Origin of the sequence: Luteibacter sp. (assembly GCF_035539195.1) — a bacterium.
Taxonomy (GTDB): Bacteria; Pseudomonadota; Gammaproteobacteria; order Xanthomonadales; family Rhodanobacteraceae; genus Luteibacter.
On record NZ_DATLIW010000030.1, the window covers coordinates 377,259 to 398,895 of the forward strand.

17 protein-coding genes are annotated in these 21,637 nt (G+C 64.4%); 7 read left to right on the plus strand and 10 right to left on the minus strand.

Annotated elements, in window-relative coordinates:
* Positions 1-8: 8 nt before the first annotated feature.
* The 3 genes from VM621_RS11545 to VM621_RS11555 form a co-directional block, all read right to left on the minus strand.
* A complete protein-coding gene (locus VM621_RS11545) occupies positions 9-2,291 on the minus strand; it encodes a T6SS effector phospholipase Tle3 domain-containing protein (RefSeq protein WP_325469093.1) in 2,283 nt (760 codons plus the stop codon).
* Entirely contained in the window at positions 2,288-5,038 is a 2,751-nt protein-coding gene (locus VM621_RS11550; RefSeq protein WP_325469094.1) for a type VI secretion system Vgr family protein, read from the minus strand. The genes VM621_RS11545 and VM621_RS11550 overlap by 4 nt, the downstream gene beginning before the upstream one ends.
* 184 nt (positions 5,039-5,222) lie before the next feature.
* Complete coding sequence (locus tag VM621_RS11555) at positions 5,223-6,080, minus strand: M15 family metallopeptidase (protein ID WP_325469095.1); 858 nt, start codon at positions 6,078-6,080, stop codon at positions 5,223-5,225.
* Positions 6,081-6,224: 144 nt separating this feature from the next.
* Here VM621_RS11555 and VM621_RS11560 point away from each other — a divergent pair, with 144 nt between their 5' ends.
* Positions 6,225-6,716: a hypothetical protein gene (locus VM621_RS11560; RefSeq protein WP_325469096.1), complete on the plus strand. Its 492-nt coding sequence runs from the start codon at positions 6,225-6,227 to the stop codon at positions 6,714-6,716.
* Positions 6,717-6,744: 28 nt separating this feature from the next.
* Here VM621_RS11560 and tssA read toward each other — a convergent pair whose 3' ends face one another.
* Together tssA and yiaA are read right to left on the minus strand one after the other, a co-directional pair.
* Positions 6,745-7,785, minus strand: coding sequence for a type VI secretion system protein TssA (gene tssA / locus VM621_RS11565; RefSeq protein ID WP_325469097.1), 1,041 nt, complete (start codon positions 7,783-7,785; stop codon positions 6,745-6,747).
* A gap of 88 nt (positions 7,786-7,873) precedes the next feature.
* The gene (yiaA, locus tag VM621_RS11570; protein ID WP_325469098.1) at positions 7,874-8,269 is read right to left on the minus strand and encodes an inner membrane protein YiaA; all 396 of its coding nucleotides are present in this window, start codon (positions 8,267-8,269) and stop codon (positions 7,874-7,876) included.
* 300 nt (positions 8,270-8,569) lie between these two features.
* Here yiaA and VM621_RS11575 point away from each other — a divergent pair, with 300 nt between their 5' ends.
* On the plus strand, positions 8,570-8,755 hold the full coding sequence (locus tag VM621_RS11575) for a hypothetical protein (RefSeq protein WP_325469099.1): 186 nt from the start codon (positions 8,570-8,572) through the stop codon (positions 8,753-8,755).
* A gap of 48 nt (positions 8,756-8,803) precedes the next feature.
* On the opposite strand, the gene VM621_RS11580 is transcribed toward VM621_RS11575, so the two are convergent.
* The 3 genes from VM621_RS11580 to VM621_RS11590 are packed head-to-tail and all read right to left on the minus strand — an operon-like array spanning position 8,804 to position 11,169.
* Complete coding sequence (locus VM621_RS11580; protein WP_325469100.1) at positions 8,804-9,694, minus strand: LysR family transcriptional regulator; 891 nt, start codon at positions 9,692-9,694, stop codon at positions 8,804-8,806.
* 4 nt (positions 9,695-9,698) lie between these two features.
* Positions 9,699-10,565 carry an acyl-CoA thioesterase II gene (gene tesB, locus VM621_RS11585; RefSeq protein ID WP_325469101.1) on the minus strand — a complete coding sequence of 289 codons (867 nt, stop codon included), beginning with the start codon at positions 10,563-10,565 and terminating at the stop codon, positions 9,699-9,701.
* 49 nt (positions 10,566-10,614) lie between these two features.
* A complete protein-coding gene (locus VM621_RS11590; RefSeq protein ID WP_325469102.1) occupies positions 10,615-11,169 on the minus strand; it encodes an N-acetylmuramoyl-L-alanine amidase in 555 nt (184 codons plus the stop codon).
* A 45-nt stretch (positions 11,170-11,214) separates the two neighbouring features.
* Here VM621_RS11590 and VM621_RS11595 point away from each other — a divergent pair, with 45 nt between their 5' ends.
* The 3 genes from VM621_RS11595 to VM621_RS11605 all read left to right on the plus strand — a co-directional run bounded on the left by VM621_RS11595 (position 11,215) and on the right by VM621_RS11605 (position 14,350).
* Positions 11,215-11,733, plus strand: coding sequence for an alpha/beta fold hydrolase (locus VM621_RS11595; RefSeq protein WP_325469103.1), 519 nt, complete (start codon positions 11,215-11,217; stop codon positions 11,731-11,733).
* A complete protein-coding gene (rlmKL, locus tag VM621_RS11600) occupies positions 11,730-13,874 on the plus strand; it encodes a bifunctional 23S rRNA (guanine(2069)-N(7))-methyltransferase RlmK/23S rRNA (guanine(2445)-N(2))-methyltransferase RlmL (RefSeq protein ID WP_325469104.1) in 2,145 nt (714 codons plus the stop codon). The genes VM621_RS11595 and rlmKL overlap by 4 nt, the downstream gene beginning before the upstream one ends.
* A gap of 77 nt (positions 13,875-13,951) precedes the next feature.
* The gene (locus VM621_RS11605) at positions 13,952-14,350 is read left to right on the plus strand and encodes a hypothetical protein (protein ID WP_325469105.1); all 399 of its coding nucleotides are present in this window, start codon (positions 13,952-13,954) and stop codon (positions 14,348-14,350) included.
* 634 nt (positions 14,351-14,984) lie between these two features.
* On the opposite strand, the gene VM621_RS11610 is transcribed toward VM621_RS11605, so the two are convergent.
* Positions 14,985-15,437, minus strand: a complete 453-nt coding sequence (locus VM621_RS11610) for a DUF6491 family protein (protein WP_325469106.1) — start codon at positions 15,435-15,437, stop codon at positions 14,985-14,987.
* A gap of 188 nt (positions 15,438-15,625) precedes the next feature.
* On the opposite strand from VM621_RS11610, the gene egtB reads away from it, so the two are divergent.
* On the plus strand, positions 15,626-16,894 hold the full coding sequence (gene egtB, locus VM621_RS11615) for an ergothioneine biosynthesis protein EgtB (protein WP_325469107.1): 1,269 nt from the start codon (positions 15,626-15,628) through the stop codon (positions 16,892-16,894).
* Positions 16,891-17,874 carry an L-histidine N(alpha)-methyltransferase gene (gene egtD / locus VM621_RS11620; protein WP_325469108.1) on the plus strand — a complete coding sequence of 328 codons (984 nt, stop codon included), beginning with the start codon at positions 16,891-16,893 and terminating at the stop codon, positions 17,872-17,874. The genes egtB and egtD overlap by 4 nt, the downstream gene beginning before the upstream one ends.
* A 248-nt stretch (positions 17,875-18,122) precedes the next feature.
* Here egtD and mfd read toward each other — a convergent pair whose 3' ends face one another.
* Positions 18,123-21,575, minus strand: coding sequence for a transcription-repair coupling factor (mfd, locus tag VM621_RS11625; protein ID WP_325469109.1), 3,453 nt, complete (start codon positions 21,573-21,575; stop codon positions 18,123-18,125).
* Between the last annotated feature and the right edge of the window lie 62 nt (positions 21,576-21,637).

Genomic DNA, 21,637 nt, shown 5'->3' on the forward strand with positions numbered 1-21,637 from the left:
CGGTGACCTCATGCCTGCCCTCGTGCATGATTCGACGTGAATGGCTTGCCGCGAACGGTGAGTACTTCGAGCACGGTCGGCCTCTTCTTCCTCCGCTCGCCAACGGTGCCACTGGTTACCAACGGCGGGAGCACGGTTGGGACGATGGCTTCATCTGGAAACTTGCCTTCCTGGAAGTATGTCGCCGTGGCCTCAAGGAGACGTTTGGCCGACGGTTCCAATCGTCCGTAGTTCTTGTTTTTATTGAGTTGGCCGAATTCTCTCTTGTCGTAACGCCAACGTCCCATCGCCAGGATCAACTCACGCCACTCGGGATCGTCCAGCGTCACGGCCTGACCGATGGCCACATCCATTGCCGTCACCCAACGATGGTTTTCAGTGTGATTGAGAATGGCTGAGTGATAATTGTTGTCTTCGAGGTACTTCTCTTCTTGCGGTAGGCGCGCCCGGACCTCGCGCGGTGTTTCTTGTCGCTCCAGCCGATAGCGCTTCTTAAGCGCGAAGTGCGTGACAACCACGGCTCGCACTTCATCGGTACGGTCATCACGCGTCTTGCCCTTGTTGAACTCCTCCCTGAAGAGGGCGACATCCGGCTTGACGCCAGGTTCAAAGATATTGGGCATAGGTACCCAGCGGGATTCAACGTATCTATTGCCGAGGATGACATCCTCGGTCACGCGATCGGGTGCGACCTGGCCTGCGTGATCGACGCCCTCCCCATCAACGTTCCCTTTCTTTAGCTCCCCTCCGTACATCTCCGGGAAGTGTGGAGGCAGAAGTGCTTCGGCATTGATGTGAAAAAGCTGCCCTACCTGATGCGTCGCGTACATCGCGTCTTCCACCATACCTTCGTTGGGACCAGCATGGCTCCGTTGACCCTTCTCGCGTACTGCGAAGTGTCCAGGTGAAGCTCCCACTGGAACAGCACGGAGAATTCCGTCGGACCCCTTTCGCGGCAGGCGGGTCCACATGCGCTGGTAGAAGCGCAGCCGCTGTGCCGGATCGGCAAGTGCGGCCATGACTGGTAACTGGCGGCTTACCGGTTTCCATCCGTCGGATGAGAGTTGTCCGACGGACGACTCTTCCGTAATCGTCTCCGGCACGCCGAAAGTGCCGATACCGCGGATACTGCTCAGGGCCACGACGGTATCTTCCGGGCAGAAATAGCAGTACACCTTTCCGCGGTTATCGCGCTCCGTGAACGTTACGAGGCCTTTGCCTTCTTTGGCGGGGCGTTTACCTTCCTTGGGTGTCCAGCGAGTTCCAGTTCGTCCTTCGTCGTCCGACGCGCACGCCAACAAGTCGGCGAGCGCCGGAAGCTCGAACGGTTTTTCCGTTACCGCATTGACGATGTCGATCAGCGTCTGAACCTTGGCGTACGACGTCTGAGCGGCCTCCTTGTCTCCACCGGCCACATTCTTTTCCTCTTGCACGGCGTAAGGGCTGTCAACGAGGATGAGGCAGTCGGCGCATCGTTGGCCCTGCTGATGAAGCAACGCTTGCGCGAGCAGGGCGATCAGCGTGCCCTGGCTATGGCCGATGATGGTGATGGTGTCTCTAGCCGGGTCCTTGCTCACGTTCTTCGAATCGACGTTGCGCATGGTTCGGATGAGCATCGCCAGGCGGTGAGAAGCGAGAAGAAAATAGGTGCGATCGGGACCGTCGGCGATGAAGCCGGCCAGTCCCGCTTCTTTGGTTGCAGTTACCGCTTTCTCCAGCAATCCGGCGTCAAATCCAGCGCCGAACATGTCAGGAATGTTGTTGGTCGCGTTTGGAAAGAACCCGCCTTCCTTCGCGAATGTGCGATCCAGTCGGTGCCCTTTCACATGCTGATACTGCCCGCGTATCGTTCTCGCCTCATTGGTGCCCGGCATCTTTTCAATCGACGCATCATCGGCGCGGTAGCCCCAGTAGAAGGGGATGAACGGGCTGTGCGTGGTTTCGGCAACCGTGCGTGCGTAGAGATAGGCATCGGGGTCATCGAGAATCGCCTGTTCATTCCAGCGTAGAACTTGCTCGGAAGCACGCTTCGTCACATCACGAAATGCATTGCCGTACTCTCCCGGCCGCAGGTCATTGCGCCCCAGCCTCTCGTTGAGGCCCTGACATAGTCCGGTTTCAACCGTTTTGTACGTCGCCCCCGGATCATTCACCCCGTGCAGGAAGATGATCGCTCCCGGCAGCAACCCGTTGATGCCGACGGTGCAATCCATGCGACGGTTCGGCAGGGTGAGCGCCGTGGCGCTCCCGCGTACATGCGCGAAGTCAGGTTTGAGTCCGTGGTCGGTCATAGCGGATGATCCAGTACATGTGCCCGGAGGCTGCGAGTGAGCGTGTCGGTGATGGTGTCAGTCAGTCCGTCGACGGACGATTCACCCGCATGGACGGTGCCATCGTCGGCGATGGTTTGAATGGGCCGGGCGCCGGCGCCTCTTGCGCCTTCGGGATCATTCGTGAACTGCACGCGGAAGCGCTGATCGGTGGCGTGGCCCTCCGGTGCCTTACGGATCGTCGAGAGGGTTTGTGGGGCATCCCGGGTAACGTGCTTCGCGTGAATGAGCACGTTTTCGTTCGTTCCGAACTCGATGCCGTTGCCGATGCGAAGGAAGCTGCCGTCGTGGGCGATCAAGTCGATCTCCAGTCCCGTGATCTGCACGCGCCCCTCGGACGCAGAGACGGTCACGTCAGTACGTGCCTCGGCGACGATGCTGTCGTGCTGGGACTGGAGGTGCAGATTGCCTTTGCCGGCTATGGCATCAATGCCCTCGTCGAGAGCGAACAGCGTGAGGCGATGCCCCGAGGTTAGGTTGAACGTGCCGCCGCTCGTGTGTTGCGTGCGACCCTCGGCAACCGCATGCATGTCTTCGCCTGCAAAGAGCACGTGCGATGCGTCGGTTGCGGTCGCAATGCCTTTCTTGCTTTGGACGGCGAAGACGGCCTCGGGGGTTTCGGCGCCGGGGCCAGACGTCGTCGAGGGTCGTGTCCACGATGACATGGCTTCCTGGACCGCTCCTTGACCGTCGATGGCGGGTGCTGTGCCACCCGCCCGTGCGATGGCGTCACTGAGGGACAGAGTCAATTCGCGGCAACGCTCAAGTAGTCTTGTCAAATCGCCGTGCTGCAAGTGCGGGCTATCTTTGGCGGCACCGTAGGTGCTGAGGAGCATGCCTTGGGCTGCGCGTAACGCTGCCGCGCCGTCGGTACGCAGCTGGGCGCCTGTTCCGCGCGGAGCCGCTTTGCCACCCTGGCGCGCTGTCGCGATATGCCCAAGGCTCAGATCGGTCGCTGCCGTCGTACTTCCCAGACGCAACCCCACTTCATCGGTCGTATCGTCGAACACCAGCTCATTAGCGCCACCACCCTTATGCTCGCCTGTACGTAACCCGGTAAGCGCTGAATCCTTTGGCAGGCTCGCCACGCCACCGAACCTCGGCGTGCCCAGGTGCCCGTTATGCACACTGCCCACCGCGATGGGTCTATCCGGGTCGTTATCGATGAACAGGATCAGCACCTCGTCGCCAACGCGAGGCAGGTATTGCATGCCAACACCCTGACCGGCGCCAGGATGGACGTAGCGGACACGAGTCGGTGGGCGCGGAAACTTCGGGAAGTTCGCTGCAAACTGCGGTACGTCCGGTGCACGTTCCCAGTGAAATACCACCGCAATGCGACCCAGCTCGTCGGTCTCGACGACGGCGCCTTCGCCACCGACGACCGTGGCGGTCATCGCGCCGGGCACCGGGCGACGGGCGTGCCGTGGGTGCGGTGGCACGATGCGCGAGCGGCGCGGGTGTGCCTTGAACATTACCCGGAGGGGGCGGGTGTCGGCATCGTCCGGATGGAAGAGTTCGACGCCCGCACGGTTCCGTACGTCCGACGCCAGTGACGCCCAACGCTCGCGCATTTCGGGTCGGAGCGGTGCGGTGGCGACAATGGTCTGCGCCGTCACGACATAGTCGTCATCGCGTTCGTTGGCTTCCTCGCTTGTGCGCAAGGGCGTACGGGCGGTTTCCAGCCCTAGGACGCGAATGGGTTTTGCCAGGCTGAGCGGGGCGGTGGTCTCGCCGTCATAGACTTCGGCCTCCATATCGTGCGCCCACTGCCGGTGGCTGGCTGGCACGTCCATCCCCGAGGATGGCTTCTTGACCGCGCGGGGCGACAGGCTCTCGTAGCTGCCGAAGGCGCCCCGGGCCGTCGTGCCCATACCGATGTTGTCGCGGCCCCGACCCGTGCCCTCGTAGTGGACGTTGTCCTTGTAGTCGTGAGTGACCGCGTGGGTATAGGCCGGCACCATCTGGCGGTGCCCATGCCAGTTCAGCAGTTCCAGATCACCCGGGCGGGGCGCGGTATTCAGTATGGCGTCGTGTGTCTTACCGAAATCATGGTCGGCGCCGAAGACGTTCCACGCATTGCCGAAGCCGTTAAAGCCGGCCTCGGCCTCGAGCACGTAGTTGAGACCTTCGTCGATCAATAGCCGTTGGATGAAGTCGAGATCCGACTCCTGGTACTGGGTACGGCAAGCGCGTGCCAAGTAATCATCGTGACGCTGATTCGGAAACGTTGCGCGCAGGGTGTCGGCGACGACGGGATTGAGGAAGAGATGTTCGTCGAGCAGCTCGTGGAGGATCTGCAGGGTGGTGCGTTCCTGATACACGCGGCTGGCCCGACGCAGGTCGAGTAGCCTGAGTGGCGCCTCGACCACCAGTTCGAACGCGTCGTAGCCCGCATGCTCGGTTTCGCTGAACCAGTTGCCCAGGTGCCGCACACGCGTCACCACGCCATGAATCAGACGAACGCGACCTTCGGCCCGAACCGTGATCCTGGTGGGTAGCCCAAGGAAGCGGTCCGGATGCGGCTCGACATCGCGGTCGCCGGGTATGTCGTCGTGTGGGTAACGCCAGAAGTCGGGTGTCAGGCCGTGAACGACGGCGCGGAACGGCGTCGAAAGGCTCTCGGTCAGTTCCAGACGACAGGGCAGAAACGAGCGTTCAGGCGGGCGGAGTTCGGCCTTTCGGCCACCGAATTCGACGGCGAGCATGCGTCGCTGGTCGCCGATTTCGCTGGCGAAGTGTTCCTTGATGTTCGGGATCGTGCTCATGGTTTTCCCGCGCGCAAATGGGATGCCACGCTAACAACCGAGAGGTGCCCTTTCTCTAGGACAAATCTGAAAATGCTATGAGATTTCGCTCAGTCGCCCACGTACCTAGTTGCCGCAACAGCGGCTACGGATCGCTGTTTCTGGTCCGCGCCCCAGCCTTCCGCCATTCCACATGCCCCAGATCCGCCATTTTCCAGTTCCCACCCCACGTCAGCCCAGCGGCCGCCGCGAGGTCTCCGAACAATTCGTACCCACGCATAGCCCACGGATCGCGCTCGGAAATCACGACGCGGCCATCTTTCAAAAAGGCGCTGTCGGCAGCGAGCCCGTATTGGTGATAGCTCTGCCACGCAGCGGCGTTGGTAACGTGGCTTCCCGCCGCAGCGAGCTCGTTCTGACGTTCCGGACTCCGATATCCCTCAAGCAAGACCATCTCGTAGCCGTACTGGTCTTTCATCGATCGATACACCAGAAGCAGCTTCTGGCTGAACGCGTCGTCGAGAAGTTCCCACGCACGGCTGGCGGTCGCGAGGGCTGGCCGCACGGTGACGACGTCGCGCGTCGTGAACAGTTCCGGCGGAAGCGGCAGCGGTGGCGCGAGGTGCTCGCCCTCCAGCAATGCAGCGACCACAGGCATGGCGCCCTTAGATGGGCCCTGATGTCGTTCGAAGCCGTCGAGTTCAATCGTTCCGGCGGCAAAGGTCAAAGCGAGAAGCGGCGGTATCAGGGCTAGGCCTGCCAGTAGGCTCGCCAGTTTACGGGTGGCGACGATGCCGTATGCAACGCGGTGAATGGTTCGCCACGTTGCGCCCCAGCTCCTGCAGGCAGAACCGCGCACCAGCTGCATGTGATCGACGCCACGACGCGTCGATGCCGTAAGTCGCTTTCGAATCCATTGCCGTACCGCGGCAACGGTTTCCGGGAAGAAAAGGCAAAGGAGCAGTACACAAGCGGCGGTCGCGAAGACGAGCAGGTACGTCATCGTGCTGTCGTAAGCCGCCTCCACATGAGCGGCGGCGTTCACATGACACCTCTGCCAGAGGCGTCTGCGCCCATCCGCGATTGGCAGGCCGACATCGCTTGTGTAAGGTGCGCCATTGCCGACAGGTCAGCACGGAGCTTGCACATGACCCCGATGGACGACGGTCTTCTTTCGAACCGGACCACGCCCCGCCGCGATCCGTCGCAACGCATTCTTTCCGACATGGACAACGCATCCCGCTGGAGGACGGTCGGGGCGCACCCGTGGTTGGTGGCGCTGGCGCTCGTCGCGCCGTGTGCGCTGCTGGCGGTGAGCGTGTTTCTCATGCCGTTCTCGCCGTCAGCAAATGAATCGATGAGCCGGGAGATGGCGGCGATTGCATTGCCGCCATTCGTCGACGCGGGCCTCGCGATCGCGCCATTCCATGCCAGTGTTTCCGCGCCCTCCGTCATTGCCGCTCCGGTACGCGTCGAGCACGGTGGCGCGAAAAAGCAGGTCGCACATGCGAAGGGCTCACCGGGGAGGAAGCGTCGAGCCGCGGCGTCGGTCAGCGCGGACGTTGCCGTGCTCAGCGTCCTGGTCGAACACATCGACGCCCAGCGGCGTGGCGCTTCCCGAGGCGCCAAAGCGGACTGACTGGCGCGACAGGACAGCACCGACTGGGTCACTTAGTGGCCTGGTTGCCACGTACGTCAAGAACGTCGCGGAGGCGAGTCAGTGCGTCGCCGTCACCAAGGACCCGGTGCAGCCACTCGTGGAGCGGCATCTCGCCCCATCGTGCGGCCTTCTCTGCAAGATAGGCGACGGGACTGTGAGGTTCAGTCTGTCGGAAGAACTGGGCGACTTCGCGCAGACAGTCGAGGGCTTTCTCGCGGCTGTCGATCCTGTGCGGCCCGTCGCCTCGGTTCACGGGTGATGCGGAGGGGGGGATGGCGTCGGCTTCGTTGTCGAGTGGCAGGCGGGGCGAAGAGCCAGTGGCACCTGTCGTGTGTGTTTCTCTGGGGGCGTTTCCGGCCAAAGGCCACTCGATCGCAATGACGACGTCGCGAAGCGCTTCACGCACGGTAGTGAGGGACGGTCCCTCGCCAGGCGCATACCGGTCGACAGCCTGCTCGAGTTGGTCGAGTGCGGCGAGAGCGATGTCGACCGCGCCAACCGACTCATCGCGGGCACTGGCGGGAATGGCTTCGCGCCACGCCGCCACCTTGGCGGTGGCATCTCTCTTGCGATCCGGGTCTCGCTCGACGATCGTGGACATCGTTCCCAGCGAAATATCGTCGTGTCGGACGAGGGGCGCGGTGCGGATCCAGCGCGGGGACTGTCCAACGAGCCAGTGCAGGCAGCCGAGGCGCTCTTCACTGTCTTCACCACGCGGATGTAGTTCGGCCCAGCGGTGTTCGCAAAGGCTCGCCACCACGTGGTATCCCTCAGCGAGCCCGGGAAGGCCGTCGATGTGGGTGCGGGCTTCGAGGTACCACCCGGCGACGCGCAGGTCCTTCGTCTGTTTGCTCAGCGCGTCCCGGCACAAGCGAGCCACGAGCGGCCAGTCCGCTGTCTTCAGGTCCCTGGACCACTCACCCTGATCGAGAGACGGGTCGTCAGCACGCCGCGCCTCCTGAATGGCATCGAATTCAGAGCGGAAAGTAAGGTCGATGCCGCCCGGGTCGGCTCCAGGAATCGGCTCGATGAGTGGCGACGTCGGCATGAGGCTAGGTTCCGATAAAAAAATGCACCGGCCAACAGTGGCCGGTGCGAAAAAACGCTCGTCGTTGTCAGAGTTGCGTTGAGGGAAGTCAGTCGGCGCTGTCTCGCGTGTTCTTCTGTACGGCGATAGCTGCGAAAAGGCTCAAGCCGAACGACATGGCGTAGAAGCCTTTCTCGCTCGAGCCAAGCTGTGCATTGATAAGACCGATGCAAAGCAGGCCAATGGCGATCAGGAGGGAAATCCACGCCAGGCCGTAGTAAAGATTGGTGACCGCGATGTTCATGAGGCGGTCGCGCACGGCCTTCTGCACGGAAATGGCCGCGAAAAGGCCATACATGATCACCGCGAAGTAGTAGCCCTTCTCGTTGAGCTGCATGTCGGAGCGCCACAGGCCGATGAAATACGTTGCCATGCCCGCGATCAGTGCCATCCAGGATGCGCCGACGAATGCGGCAGATGGACGATGTGTGGTCGGGATCATCATGATCCTCCTGAAAAAGGGACCGCATCTTAAACGCGATTCGGCCTGCTGCTGTGGAGGCCGACGTAAAATAGGATTAATCCTACGTCGTGCGGTGTAGTACCCCGCGCGTAGCCGTGCAGGTGATTCGTTCCGTCACGCCCCAGTGTCTTGAAGAAGCGGATGCCGGGCTCATCGACGGTGCGGTATTGGATAGTCCCCGATGGATTCGTTCTGGCTATCGAACCAGTGCTTTGGATATCTCAATCTGACTTGATTCAGGGTCTAGCGATTTGTCAAACGGCTTATTCGCTGGAGATTCCCGTGGACGGCGCATCGTCCTTCGTGCTGGTGTTGCTCAAGGCCGTGTCGCCGAGCTGGACCCCGTTGCTCGTCGCCCGTGCCTTGCTCGGCGTCACGTTGGCCGGCCTGCCAGCTGTCGCGATGACTTACCTCAGCGAAGAAGTGCATCGCGAATCCCTTGTCTTCGCGATGGGCCCGGCTACGTGACCGTGCTCGTCCTCGCCGGCCTCGCCATCGCGCTCAAGCTGCGGAAGCTCACGCCTTCAGCATCAGCTGCATGAAGGCTTTCACCAGTGGAGACGTATCGCCCCGGCGGTGCACGAGGTAGAGCGCGCTGGCCGCATCGGGTGAATCGATGGGTACGTAGGCGACACCTTCGACATGCAGCTGGCTCATGGATACCGGAAGCACGGCGACGCCGAGACCGGCGGCGACCAGGCCGACCATCGTGGCGGACTCGCCGGCTTCCTGCGCGATGCGCGGTGCGAAACCCGCGCGACGACACATGGCCTGGACCTGCGCCGCGACCCCCGTGCCTGCATTCCGGCTGAAAATCACGAAGGGCTCCGCGGCGAGCTGCTCGACGCGCACGCGTGGCCGCCGGCCCTTTGCCAGCGGGTGGTCCGTGCGCAGCACCGCAACCAGGGGATCCTCGACCAGCTTGCGTGCTGTCAATGACGGCGGCAGGTCGGTGCCGCGAACAAGGCCGACTTGCTGACTTCCTTCGAGCAAGCGCTCAATCTGTTGCAGCGTGTTGTGTTCCTTCAGCACCAGTCGCACGGCGGGGAAGGCGTCGCGGAAGGCACGCACGGCACGAGGAAAGCGAGCGATCAACGGCGTGCTCTGCGTGAATCCGACATGCAGTTCGCCGATCTCGCCGCGTTCCGCGCGGCGCGCGAGGTCGCCGGCTTCGTCCACACGAGACAGGACGTCGCGGGCGGCATCGAGGTAAACGCGTCCCGCATCGGTCAGCTCCACACGCCGGTTGGTTCGCCGCAGCAAGCGCAATCCCAGCATGCCTTCGAGATCGCGGATCTGCTGGCTCAGTGGCGGCTGGGAAATGCCCAGCCGCTCGGCGGCGCGACTGAAGTGCAGCTCATCGGCGACGGCGATGAAGTAACGCAGGTGCCGTAGCTCGATGCTCATGCGGTCAGTCGGGGCGGACGCGGATCAGGCCTTCCTGCGCCGTGGAGGCGACGAGTCGGCCATCGCGCGTGTAGATCATGCCGCGCGCGAGGCCGCGCGCGCCCTGCGAGGTCGGGCTGTCGAAGGAGTACAGCAGCCACTCGTCGATGCGAAACGGACGGTGGAACCACAGCGCGTGGTCCAGGCTCGCCATCTGCATGTTGCGGGTGAGGTAGGAGATACCGTGCGGCAGCGTGGCCGTACCGATCAGGTGGAAATCGGAGGCATAAGCGAGCAGGGCCTGGTGCAGCGCCTGGGTGTCTTCGATCGGTGCGGTCAGCCGGAACCAGATGTGCTGGTAGGGCGGACGCTTGGCCGGACGCATTTCATCCCGGGGCCACACGTGGCGGAACTCGAACGGGCCGTTGATGCCGAGCCAGCGCTGGGTTTTCTCCGGCAGCTTGGCGACCTGCTCGGCGTTCATCGCGTGCATCGGCTCGATGTCTTCGGGTGCCGGCACCTCCGGCATCGTCATCTGGTGCTCGTAGCCGGTTTCCGGCTCCTGGAACGAAATGGAGCCGTTGAGGATGGGCTGGCCGTGCTGGATGGCGACGACGCGGCGCGACGAGAACGAGCCGCCGTCGCGCGTGCGTTCCACGCTGTAGACGATCGGCGCGTTGATATCGCCGGCGCGCAGGAAATAGGCGTGCAGCGAGTGTGCTTCGCGCTTGGCATCCACGGTGCGCTGCGCGGCCGAGAGGGCCTGGCCGAGCACCTGGCCGCCGAAGACGAAGCGGGTGCCGATGTCCCGACTCTGACCCCGGAAGAGGTTGTCTTCCAGGCGTTCGAGTTCGAGGAGTTCGACGAGTTCGCCGACGTGAGCGTCCGACATGGGGTTCCCTTCTGACCGTGGAGCGAATGAGCGCGGAGTATAGCGGGCGTCAGCTGCCCAGCCTGCCCAGGCGCCCGGCATCGTAGGCGCGGGCCCAGGGGAATTGCGGACCGGGATCGCGTTTGCGCGGCACTTCGTTCTCGGGATCGTCGCTGGACGGGACCATCGCGGTGTCCAGGTCTTCGTGGCCGGCGATGTGCCTGAGCGAGGGGAAGCGTTCGACCAGGTGGTCGAGCAGGGCGCGCAGGGCGACGATCTGCGCTTCCGGGTAAGGCTCGGTCATGGTCTGCTTCGCCGAATGGAACCAGTCCGGGTAACGCCCCGTATTGACCAGTTCGATACCGATGGAGCGTGGGTTGTAGCCGCGGGTGTGGTGGGCGACGCGCAGGGGGTCGACGTAGCACAGCACCGTGCCGTCGCGATCGACGTAATAGTGCCCGCTGTTGCCGGCGCCCGAGTCGTACAGCACCTTCTCGCCGTACTCGCGAGCCATGGCCAGGTCGGGCAGCTCGGTGCAGTGGATGACCACGAGGTCGATGGTCTCCCCGGCCCGCTCGGGCAGGCGGGCGACATAGGGAAGGGGGGTGTCGAGGATGTCGATCATGGCGCTTTGATAACATAGCCGGTCATTCCGCGTCCGGAGACCGCCATGCGCGGCCACATCATTCTTTCCCACGGTTCCGATTCGGGCCCCGACGCCACCAAGGTGAGCGTCCTGGCGGCCCTGGCCGAATCGCAGGGCTGGACCACGGTCCGGCCGGATTACCGTGAGGACGACGCCCGCGGCTATGCCGGCAGCATCGACCCGCGCCTGGCCCAGCTGGCCAGGGCCATCGCGGCCTCCCCGGTACCGCCGGTGCTGGTGGGCTCGAGCATGGGTGCCTTCGTTTCCGGGCTGGCCTCGCTGGACGCCCCCGTGGCCGGGTTGTTCCTGCTGGCCCTGCCGACCCGGATCCCCGGCTACCCCCGGGCATTCGACGTACGGCCGGGCGTGCCCTCGTTCCTCGTCCACGGCTATGCCGACGACGTCTGCCCTCTGGACGATGCGCTGGCTTTCGCCCGCGACCATGCCATTCCCGCCCTGCTCGTGCAGGACGACCACCGCCTAGGCGCCACCTTGCCCGATATCGAAGCCGAGTTCCTCCGCTTCCTGGGGAACCTCGCATGACCAAGTTCTTTGCCACCTGCCCGAAAGGCCTCGAGTACCTGCTGAAGGACGAACTGATCGCCATCGGCGCCGGCGACGTGCGCGAAGCGCTGGCCGGCGTGGCCTTCACGGGGTCCATCGAGACCGCTTATCGCGCCTGCCTGTGGTCGCGCATGGCCAGCCGTGTCCTGCTGCCACTGGCCGAGTTCGACGCCGCCGATCCGGAGCAGCTTTATGCGGGCATCCAGGACATCGACTGGTCCGAGCACCTGGCGCCGCACGGCACGTTGGCCGTGGATGCCAATACGGCGATGAGCAAGCTCACCCACAGCCAGTTCATCGCGCTGAAGACCAAGGACGCCATTGTCGACCAGTTCCGCGCCGCCAGCGGTTCGCGCCCCGACGTGGACCCCGAAGAGCCGGACCTCCGCGTCAACGTACGCGTGCGTCGCGATCGCGCCACCCTGTCGATCGACCTGTCCGGCCTGCCGTTGCACCGCCGCAACTGGCGCGCGGAGCAGGGCGAGGCCCCGCTCAAGGAAAACCTCGCCGCGGCCATGCTGGTCCGTGCGCAATGGCCGCGGATCTACGCCGAAGGCGGCGCGCTGGTCGATCCCATGTGCGGCTCGGGCACGCTGTTGATCGAGGGCGCACTGATGGCCGCCGACGTGGCTCCCGGCCTGCGTCGCGACTACTACGGTTTCCTCGGCTGGGCGAAACACGACTACGCGTTGTGGCGCTCGATCTATGACGAGGCCAAGACCCGTGCCGACGAAGGCCTGCGGACGCTACGCCCGGTGTTCTTCGGCAGCGATTCCGATCCGCACATGGTCCAGACCAGCAAGCGCAATGCGCAGAATGCCGGCGTGGCGGGCTTTATCCACCTGGACCGCCGCGATGCCGTCCATGTCGAACCGCCGCCGGAGACGCCGCTCGGCCTGGTCATCACCAACCCGCCGTATGGCGAGCGTCTGGGCGACCGCGCCGAGCTGCCGGCGCTCTACCGCGACCTCGGCCAGGCCCTGAAGGATCGCTTCGCGGGCTGGCGCGCCGCGGTGCTGGCGGGCGACGACGAGCTGGGCCGCGCCCTGCGCCTGAGCCCCGACAAGCGCTACGCGTTGTTCAACGGCGCCCTGGAGACGCCCCTGCTGACCTTCGCGCTGCGCGCCCGTGACGAGGCGCCGCGCGAGGCCAGGCCGCTGTCCGACGGCGCGCAGATGCTCAAGAACCGGCTGGACAAGAACGTCCGCCACCTGCGTAAGCGCCTGAGTCGCGAAGGCATCACCTGCTGGCGCGCCTATGACCAGGATCTGCCCGAGTACGCGGCGGCCATCGACGTCTACGAGGACTGGCTGCACATTCAGGAATACAAGGCGCCGCTGGACGTACCGGTCGATGTCGCACGGATTCGCATGCGCGAAATCGTCCGCGTCGCCGGCGAGGTGCTCGAAATCCCGCGTGACCGCATTGCCGTGAAGACGCGCGAGCGCGGCAAGGGCGGTTCCAAGTATGGCCAGTTCGACCAGAAGGGCGAATTCGTCGAGGTCCATGAGGGCGGGTTGAAGTTCCTGATCAATCCCACGGACTACCTGGACACCGGCCTGTTCCTCGATCACCGCCTCGTGCGCGCGAAGATCCGGGAACTTGCCGCCGGCAAGCATTTCCTCAACCTGTTCGCCTATACGGGCACGGCCAGCGTCTACGCGGCGGCCGGCGACGCCCGGGATACCACCACGGTGGACCTGTCGGGCACCTATCTGGACTGGGCCTCGCGCAATCTCGACCTCAATGGCTTCAACGGCGCTCGCCACCGGCTGGTGCAGGAAGACGCGCTGACCTTCCTCGAGAAGCGTTCCATGCAGTACGGCCTGATCTACGTGGATCCGCCGACCTTCTCCAACTCGAAGAAGGCCGACGACTTCGACGTGCAGCGCGACCACGTGAAGCTGCTCCTGGCCTGCAACGAGCGGCTGTTGCCGGACGGCGTGATCGTTTTTTCGAACAACTTCCGCCGTTTCCAGCTTGATCGGGCCGCGCTGGAGCCCCATTTCCAGATAGAAGACTGGAGTGCGCCAAGCATCCCGTTCGACTTCGCCCGCCGCCACAACATCCATGGCTGCTGGCTGCTTCGGAAGCCGTACGTGAACCCGTGGAAAACGTGAACGGGTGGTGGAGAAAACTTCAGTCCGGATTCAGTGGCCGAGCGCGAATCTGCGCTCAACACCTGGAGGTAACTGTCATGAAAGCTAAGTTCGCTAAGTCCGCCCTTCTTCTCGCCGCCGCGGGTCTGATGGCGTTCGCACCTGCTGCGTTCGCACGTGGGTATGGCTACGGCGGCTACCATGGCGGTTACTACGGCCACGGTGGCTATTACGGTCACGGCGGCTACTACGGTCGCGGTCACTATGACAACGCCGGTCGTTGGATCGCAGGCGCCATCGTTGCCGGTGCCGTCGTTGGCCTCGTCGCCAACGCCACGCAGCCGCGCACGGTCGTCTACGACGATGGCCCGGCCTACTACCGTCCGGCGACGGTCGTCTATCAGGACGCTCCGGTCGTGACGCGCCGCGTGACCACCACCACCTACGTGGACGATGGCTACAGCACCACGCGCTACGTGCGTGACGACGGTTATTGATCTGCGTTTGGCGGGTAGTCGCTGAAAACAGGAAGCCCGGCTTATCGCCGGGCTTCTTTTTTGGAGGCTGTCCGGGGAGCCTCGCTCTCGAGCCTCTGCCTTCAGCACCCGCCCGGCGCTTCGGCTGGCTGGCTTTGTGTGGGAGCCGCTTCAGCGGCGATAGCGAGGTTGCCGCACCGCCATCGCCGGCACAGCCGGCTCCCACACACAGCCTTTCACGGCTGGCTTTGTGGCCGGCTGGCTTTGTGTGGGAGCCGCTTCAGCGGCGATAGCGAGGTTGCCGCACCGCCATCGCCGGCACAGCCGGCTCCCACACACAGCCTTTCACGGCTGGCTTCGTGGCTGGCTGGCTTTGTGTGGGAGCCGCTTCAGCGGCGATAGCGAGGTTGCCGCACCGCCATCGCCGGCACAGCCGGCTCCCACACAGCCTTTCACGGCTGGCTTCGTGGCTGGCTGGCTTTGTGTGGGAGCCGCTTCAGCGGCGATAGCGAGGTTGCCGCACCGCCATCGCCGGCACAGCCGGCTCCCACACACCGCCTTTCATCCCCGGCCTTTCATCCCCGGCCTTTCACACACAGCCTTTCACACCCGGCCTTTCATCCCCGGCCATGTTTTCTGCAGGGCCTTTCCTGACTCAGGGTCTGGAGCCGCTGGTGCCGGCGCCGGAACCGCTGAGTTTTGCCTTCTTCGACATGGCCTTGTAGGTTGCGTCGTCGATCTTGCTTACCGACTGGATGCTGCATGGCGGATCGTTGTTGATGCGCTCGACTTTTTCGGTGGGCGTGCCGCAGATGCGGAAGCCGCCGATCGCCTTGTTGCTCTCGGCGGTCTTGAAGCGGACCCCTCCACCCAGGCCCATGCGCGGACAGGCCACGTCGGTCTTGACCAGGAAGTGATCGGGCCCGGTCGCGACCAGCAAGGTCTGGTCGTCGACCACCTTCCAGTCGGTGATGCGGTCGGTCCGCATGCAGTCGTTGAATTCGAGGGGCTTGGCGGCGGGCCCCGGACCGGAGGTGGGTGCCTGTTCGGCGGCGTGGGCGGCCACGGTAAGGAGCATAGAAGCGACAAACAGATGACGGACTTTCATGGCCGGGCTCTCCTTCGTAGGAATCTGCACGTTAAGCCGGATCGCGGCCGGAAACGAGAGATGACAGGCGCTGGGTGCATCTACCGTTAAGGCGGCGGTCGGGTCCGATCACGTTCGTTGAACGTTTCCGCTGGCAAGGTTTCGGTAATGACTGGCGAGTCCCTCGGCAGTGTAGGAAGACCCACCTTATGACCGTGCGACCGCTTGGCATCGACCCCCGCCCGCCGGCCAGCGCGGACCTCGCTCACCGCTTCCTCAGCATTCGCGGCCGTACGGTGGAACTGGCATCGCGCCTGAGACCCGAGGACACCGTGGTCCAGTCCATGCCCGATGCCAGTCCGACCAAGTGGCACCTCGCCCATACCACGTGGTTCTTCGAGCAGTTCATCCTGTCGCGCGACCCGGCCTACGTTTCGCCGAATCCGGAATGGCACTACCTGTTCAACTCCTACTACCAGTCCGTCGGACCGATGCATGCCCGGCCGAAACGTGGCCTGCTCACGCGGCCGGCACTGGACGAGGTAGGGGACTATCGATGTCGCGTGGACGAGGCGATCGCAGGGCTTATCGCACGTGGCGACGACCCCACCTTGCCCGCCCTCGTCGAACTGGGTCTGCAGCACGAACAGCAGCACCAGGAGCTCCTGCTCACGGACATCAAGCACGCGTTCGCGCAGAACCCGCTGGAGCCGGCGTTCGCGCCCGATGCGCCTCGCTCGCTGTCGGTGGCGGCGCCTGCGCTTGCCTTCGTGCCGTTCGAAGAAGGGATCGTCGAGATCGGTTACGCGGGTGACGGCTTCTCGTTCGACAACGAAGGCCCGCGGCATCGCACCTACAGGCAGGCGGGTTCGCTGGCCAATCGTCCCGTCACCAATGCCGAGTTCATGGCCTTCGTCAGCGATGGTGGTTATCGCGAGCCCACGCTCTGGCTGGCCGACGGCTGGGCGACGGTGCAGACCGAGCAGTGGCAGCGTCCGCTGTATTGGGACGAAGCGCTGGAGACCGAGTTCACCCTCCAGGGGCGCCGCGCGATCGATCCACACGCGCCCGTATGTCACATCAGTTATTTCGAGGCCGACGCGTTCGCGCGTTGGGCCGGCGCGCGCCTTCCCACCGAAGTGGAATGGGAAACGATGGCCACCGCCTTGCCCGTGCGAGGGAACCTTCAGGACACCGGGGCGTTCCAACCTCGCGCGTCCTCGTTCGAGACCCCGCTCGGACAAATGTACGGCGACGTTTGGGAATGGACGATGAGCCCATATGTCAGTTATCCGGGCTTTCGGACATTGGCCGGCGCCCTTGGCGAATACAACGGTAAGTTCATGAACGGGCAGTGGATCCTCCGTGGAGGTTCGTGCGCCACGCCTGCCGATCATGTTCGTGCGACTTACCGGAACTTCTTTCCTCCCCATGCCCGCTGGCAGTTTTCGGGGATACGACTGGGAAACGATCGATGAGCGCTCAACCGAAAGACATCCGCGTCGACGACCGCCATCCGGATGTCGAGGACACGCTGCATACCGTTCGCCGTGGTCTCGCCCTGAAGACGAAACGACTGCCATCGCGGCTGTTCTACGATGAGCGCGGCTCCGCGCTTTTCGAAGCGATCTGCGAGCAACCCGAGTACTACCTGACGCGCACCGAGATCGCCATCATGCGCGAGCACGCGGGCGATATCGCCGACACGCTGGGGCCCGATGTGCGCCTGGTCGAGTACGGCAGCGGCAGCGGCATCAAGACGCGCATGCTGCTCGAACACCTGGTGACGCCGGTGGCTTACGTGCCGGTGGAAATCTCGCGCTCCGCCTTGATGGAAAGTGTCGCCGAGCTGGCGACGCGCTTTCCGGATGTGCCGATGCAGCCAGTGTGCGCCGACTTCACCCAGCCTCTGCGTCTGCCCGTGGCATCACGCTCGCCGCGCCGCACCGCGATCTACTTTCCCGGTTCGACCATCGGCAACTTCGAGTCGAAGGAAGCTATTCGTATCCTGCGCCTGATGCGCACGGAAATGAGCGACGGCGGCGGCATCATCGTCGGCGTCGACCTGAAGAAAGACCCGGCGGAGATCGAAGCTGCCTACAACGATGCGGCCGGCGTGACGAGCGACTTTACGCTCAACATGCTGGTTCGCCTGAATCGTGAGATCGGCACGGACTTCGACTTGAAGGCATTCCGTCACCGGGCGCGTTACAACGCGCTCGCGGGACGTATCGAAACCTCGCTGGTGAGTACGAAACGGCAGGATGTGCACGTCGGCCACGACACCTTCGCCTTTCGCGAGGACGAAGCCATGCAGGTGGAATACAGCTGCAAGTACTCCCTCGAGGACTTCGCGCAGATGGCGGAGAAGGCCGGACTGAGCGTGGCGAAAGTCTGGACGGACGCGGATCGTCGCTTCAGCGTGCAGTACCTCGTGCGCTCGACGCCGGCGGCTTGAGCCATCGCGGGTCTTGTTCTGTAGGAGCCGATTCATCGGCGAAATCCCGGTCGCGATAGCCGTCATCGTTTCGCTGCGCAGGAATCGCCGCTAAAGCGGCTCCCACAGTAGAGCGGCTCCCGCGGTGAAGCGGCTCCCACGGTGAAGCGGCTCCCACAGTGGAGCGGCTTCCACGGTGAAGAGGCTTCCACAGTAGAGCGGCTTCCACGGTGAAGCGGCTTCCACGGAAGGCATCGGCGGTTAGCTTGTTAGCTCGGGCGGCGGGCGCCCAGGGACACGAGCGTTTCCTGCGCCGTGCGGATGCGTTCGGCGGAGCCGGGAAGTTCCATGATCACGCGGAGCTTGTCCTGGCCGTCCATCTTGAAGATGCGCGGCTGGGTCTGGATCAGCTTGATCAGGGCGACCGGGTCGATGTCCGGTTTGTCGCGGAACGTGATGCGGCCACCGCTGGCACCGAAGTCCACCTTGCGGATACCGAGCGGCGTGGCCATGAGCTTGAGCTGGGACACGGCGAACAGGCACTTGGTCTGGTCGGGCAGCAGGCCGAAGCGGTCGATCATCTCCACCTGCAGCTCGCGCAGCGCCTCGTCGTTGCGTGCGCTGGCGATGCGCTTGTACAGGGTCAGACGGGCGTGTACGTCGGGCAGGTAGTCGTTCGGAATCAGGGCGGGCAGGTGCAGCTCCACCTCGGTCTCGTGCTCGGAGGTGAGATCGAAGTCGGGTACCTTGCCCGACTTCAATGCCCGCACGGCGCGATCGAGCAATTCGGTGTACAGGCCGAAGCCGATTTCCTGGATCTGCCCGGACTGTTCGTCGCCGAGCATCTCGCCGGCGCCGCGGATTTCCAGGTCGTGCGTGGCGAGGGTGAAGCCGGCGCCGAGTTCTTCCAGCGACGCCAGCGCCTCGAGGCGCTTCTCGGCATCGGCCGTCATGGTCTTGCGATCCGGCACGATGAGGTAGGCGTAAGCGCGGTGATGCGAACGGCCTACGCGACCGCGTAGCTGGTGCAGCTGGGCGAGGCCGAAGCGGTCGGCGCGATTGACCACGATGGTGTTCGCCGTCGGAATGTCGATGCCCGATTCGATGATGGTGGTCGAGACGAGCACGTTGAAGCGCTGGCGGTGGAAGTCCGCCATGACCTGCTCCAGTTCGCGCTCCGGCATCTGGCCGTGGGCGACACGGATACGCGCCTCGGGAACCAACTCGCCGAGCTCGCGCGCGGTGCGTTCGATCGACTCCACTTCGTTGTGCAGGAAGTACACCTGGCCGCCACGTGCCAGCTCGCGCTGGATCGCTTCGCGGATCAGCGCGGGCTGGTAGGTCGAAATGAGCGTGCGCACGGCGGTGCGATGTGCGGGCGGCGTCGCGATGATGGAGAGGTCGCGCAGGCCGCTCATCGCCATGTTCAGCGTGCGCGGGATCGGCGTCGCCGTGAGCGTGAGCAGATCCACCTCGGCACGTAGCTTCTTCAGCTGCTCCTTCTGGCGCACGCCGAAACGCTGTTCCTCGTCGACGATGACCAGGCCAAGGTTCTTGAAACGGATGTCGGACTGCAGCAGCTTGTGCGTACCGACCATGACGTCGACCTGGCCATCGGCCAGGCGCTCCAAGGCCGCATCGGTCTCCTTTTTCGACTTGAAGCGGGAGAGGACGTCCACGCGCACGGGCCAATCGGCGAAGCGGTCGGCGAAGTTGCGGTAATGCTGCTGGGCGAGCAGGGTGGTCGGTACGAGCACCGCCACCTGCTTGCCGGCGGTGGCCGCGGCGAAGGCGGCACGCAGGGCGACCTCGGTCTTGCCGAAGCCCACGTCGCCGCAGACGACGCGATCCATGGCCCGCGGTGCGGCGAGATCGACGATGACGGCATCGATCGCCGCCTGCTGGTCGGCGGTCTCTTCGAACGGGAAGGTGGCGGCGAATTCCTCGAGCATCTGCCGGTCGACCGGCAGCGATTCGCCCTGGCGCGCTTCGCGCTGCGCGTAGATCGCGAGCAGCTCGGCGGCGACGTCGCGTACTTTTTCCGCGGCTTTCTTGCGCGCGCGTTCCCAGGCGTCGCCGCCCAGCGAATGCAGTGGCGCCAGCTCCGGCGCAGTGCCGGTGTAACGACTGACCAGGCCGAGCTGCGCCACCGGCACGTAGAGCTTGTCGCCCTTGGCGTACTCGATGGTCAGGAACTCGCCCGGCATGTCGCCGACGTCGAGCGAAACCAGGCCCTGGTAGCGGCCCACGCCATGGTCGATATGGACAATGGGCGAGCCGATCGAGAGTTCGGTGAGATCCTTGATGATGCTTTCGGGATCGCGAGCCGCGCCGGCGCGCTTCTTGCGGTCGGTGCGCACGCGTTCGCCGAACAGCTCGCGCTCGGTGAAGACCGTCAGCGCCGGCTTGGTCAGCGCGAAGCCTTGCTCGAGCGAAGCGACGGTGATCGCAAAGCGTTCGTCCTTCGCCAGGAAGTCTTTCCAGTCGTCCACATTGACCGGCTTCATGCCGCCCGCGCCGGCGAGTTGCTCGATCAGCGCCTCCCGGCGACCGGCGGAATCCGCGGCGATCAGCACGCTGCCCTTGTAGCTGGCGAGGAAGTGACGCAGCGACGTGCCCGGCTCTTCGCCCTTTCGATTGAGCGGCACGTCGGGAGCGGGCATCGTGCCGAGGTCGACCGCGTGCTCGTGGCTCTTCGGCACCACGTCGATGCGGACCTGTTTATTCAGGCGCTCGCGCAGTTGTTCCGGCGGCAGGTAGATATCGGCGGGCGGCAGCACGGGGCGCTCGATATCGTGCGCGCGCTGGTCGTAACGCTCGGAGGTCTGGGTCCAGAACTGCTCGGCGGCGTCCAGCGCGCCATCGCCCAGCACGAAGAGGGCGTCGCCGGCGATGTAGTCGAACAGCGTTTCGGTCGCCGGGAAGAACAGCGGCAGGTAGTACTCGATGCCGCCCGGCGTCACACCTTCCTTCATGTCCTGATAGAGCGGGCAGCGACGCGTGTCGATGGGAAAGCGTTCGCGCAGGTTGGCGCGGAAGTTCTTCGCGGCGTCTTCGGTTACCGGGAATTCGCGCGCGGGCAGGAGGTCGACGCTGTCGACCTGATGCTGCGAGCGTTGTGTTTCGGTGTCGAAGGTGCGGATCGATTCCACTTCGTCGTCGAACAGCTCGACGCGGTAGGGCTCGTTCGCACCCATGGCGAAGATGTCGATCAGCGCGCCGCGTACGGCGAAATCGCCCGGCTCGCCTACCTGGGGCACGTTGCGGTAGCCGGCGGCTTCCAGGCGGCGCTGCTCGGCGCCGATGTCCAGCTTCTGGCCCTTGCGCAGGACCAGGCCCGATCCGGTGATATGCGTGCGCGGCGCGATGCGCTGCATCAGCGTGGCCACGGGCACCACGAGCACGCCACGCTTGATGCTCGGCAGGCGATACAGCGTGGCGATGCGCTGGGAAACGACTTCCGGGTGCGGGCTGAAGACGTCGTAGGGCAGGGTTTCCCAGTCCGGGAAGTGCAACACCGGCAAGTCGCCGGCGAACACGGCCAGCTCGCCTTCGAGGCTGTCGGCGCTGCGGGTATCGCGTGCCACGACGACCAGCAGGCCGTCGTGTGCCCGGGCCGCCTCGGCCACCTCCAGCGCCCAGGCGGAGCCATGGGGCACGGCCCAGTAGCGGCGGGTCTTGGCGTTGGCGGGAAGCGGCGGACGGGGGAGCGCTACAGGCATGAAGTCGGCTTGGCAGCTGCGGGCAAGCCGATGATTGTACTACCCGGGGGCGAAGGGGTTGT

What these genes read in the sequence shown, in the direction of transcription:
- VM621_RS11545 (WP_325469093.1), bottom strand. Translation starts at nt 2,291, where the DNA reads ATGACCGACCACGGACTCAAACCTGACTTCGCGCATGTACGCGGGAGC.
- VM621_RS11550 (WP_325469094.1), bottom strand. Translation starts at nt 5,038, where the DNA reads ATGCTCGCCGTCGAATTCGGTGGCCGAAAGGCCGAACTCCGCCCGCCT.
- VM621_RS11555 (WP_325469095.1), bottom strand. Translation starts at nt 6,080, where the DNA reads ATGACGTACCTGCTCGTCTTCGCGACCGCCGCTTGTGTACTGCTCCTT.
- VM621_RS11560 (WP_325469096.1), top strand. Translation starts at nt 6,225, where the DNA reads ATGACCCCGATGGACGACGGTCTTCTTTCGAACCGGACCACGCCCCGC.
- tssA (WP_325469097.1), bottom strand. Translation starts at nt 7,785, where the DNA reads ATGCCGACGTCGCCACTCATCGAGCCGATTCCTGGAGCCGACCCGGGC.
- yiaA (WP_325469098.1), bottom strand. Translation starts at nt 8,269, where the DNA reads ATGATGATCCCGACCACACATCGTCCATCTGCCGCATTCGTCGGCGCA.
- VM621_RS11580 (WP_325469100.1), bottom strand. Translation starts at nt 9,694, where the DNA reads ATGAGCATCGAGCTACGGCACCTGCGTTACTTCATCGCCGTCGCCGAT.
- tesB (WP_325469101.1), bottom strand. Translation starts at nt 10,565, where the DNA reads ATGTCGGACGCTCACGTCGGCGAACTCGTCGAACTCCTCGAACTCGAA.
- VM621_RS11590 (WP_325469102.1), bottom strand. Translation starts at nt 11,169, where the DNA reads ATGATCGACATCCTCGACACCCCCCTTCCCTATGTCGCCCGCCTGCCC.
- VM621_RS11595 (WP_325469103.1), top strand. Translation starts at nt 11,215, where the DNA reads ATGCGCGGCCACATCATTCTTTCCCACGGTTCCGATTCGGGCCCCGAC.
- rlmKL (WP_325469104.1), top strand. Translation starts at nt 11,730, where the DNA reads ATGACCAAGTTCTTTGCCACCTGCCCGAAAGGCCTCGAGTACCTGCTG.
- VM621_RS11605 (WP_325469105.1), top strand. Translation starts at nt 13,952, where the DNA reads ATGAAAGCTAAGTTCGCTAAGTCCGCCCTTCTTCTCGCCGCCGCGGGT.
- VM621_RS11610 (WP_325469106.1), bottom strand. Translation starts at nt 15,437, where the DNA reads ATGAAAGTCCGTCATCTGTTTGTCGCTTCTATGCTCCTTACCGTGGCC.
- egtB (WP_325469107.1), top strand. Translation starts at nt 15,626, where the DNA reads ATGACCGTGCGACCGCTTGGCATCGACCCCCGCCCGCCGGCCAGCGCG.
- egtD (WP_325469108.1), top strand. Translation starts at nt 16,891, where the DNA reads ATGAGCGCTCAACCGAAAGACATCCGCGTCGACGACCGCCATCCGGAT.
- mfd (WP_325469109.1), bottom strand. Translation starts at nt 21,575, where the DNA reads ATGCCTGTAGCGCTCCCCCGTCCGCCGCTTCCCGCCAACGCCAAGACC.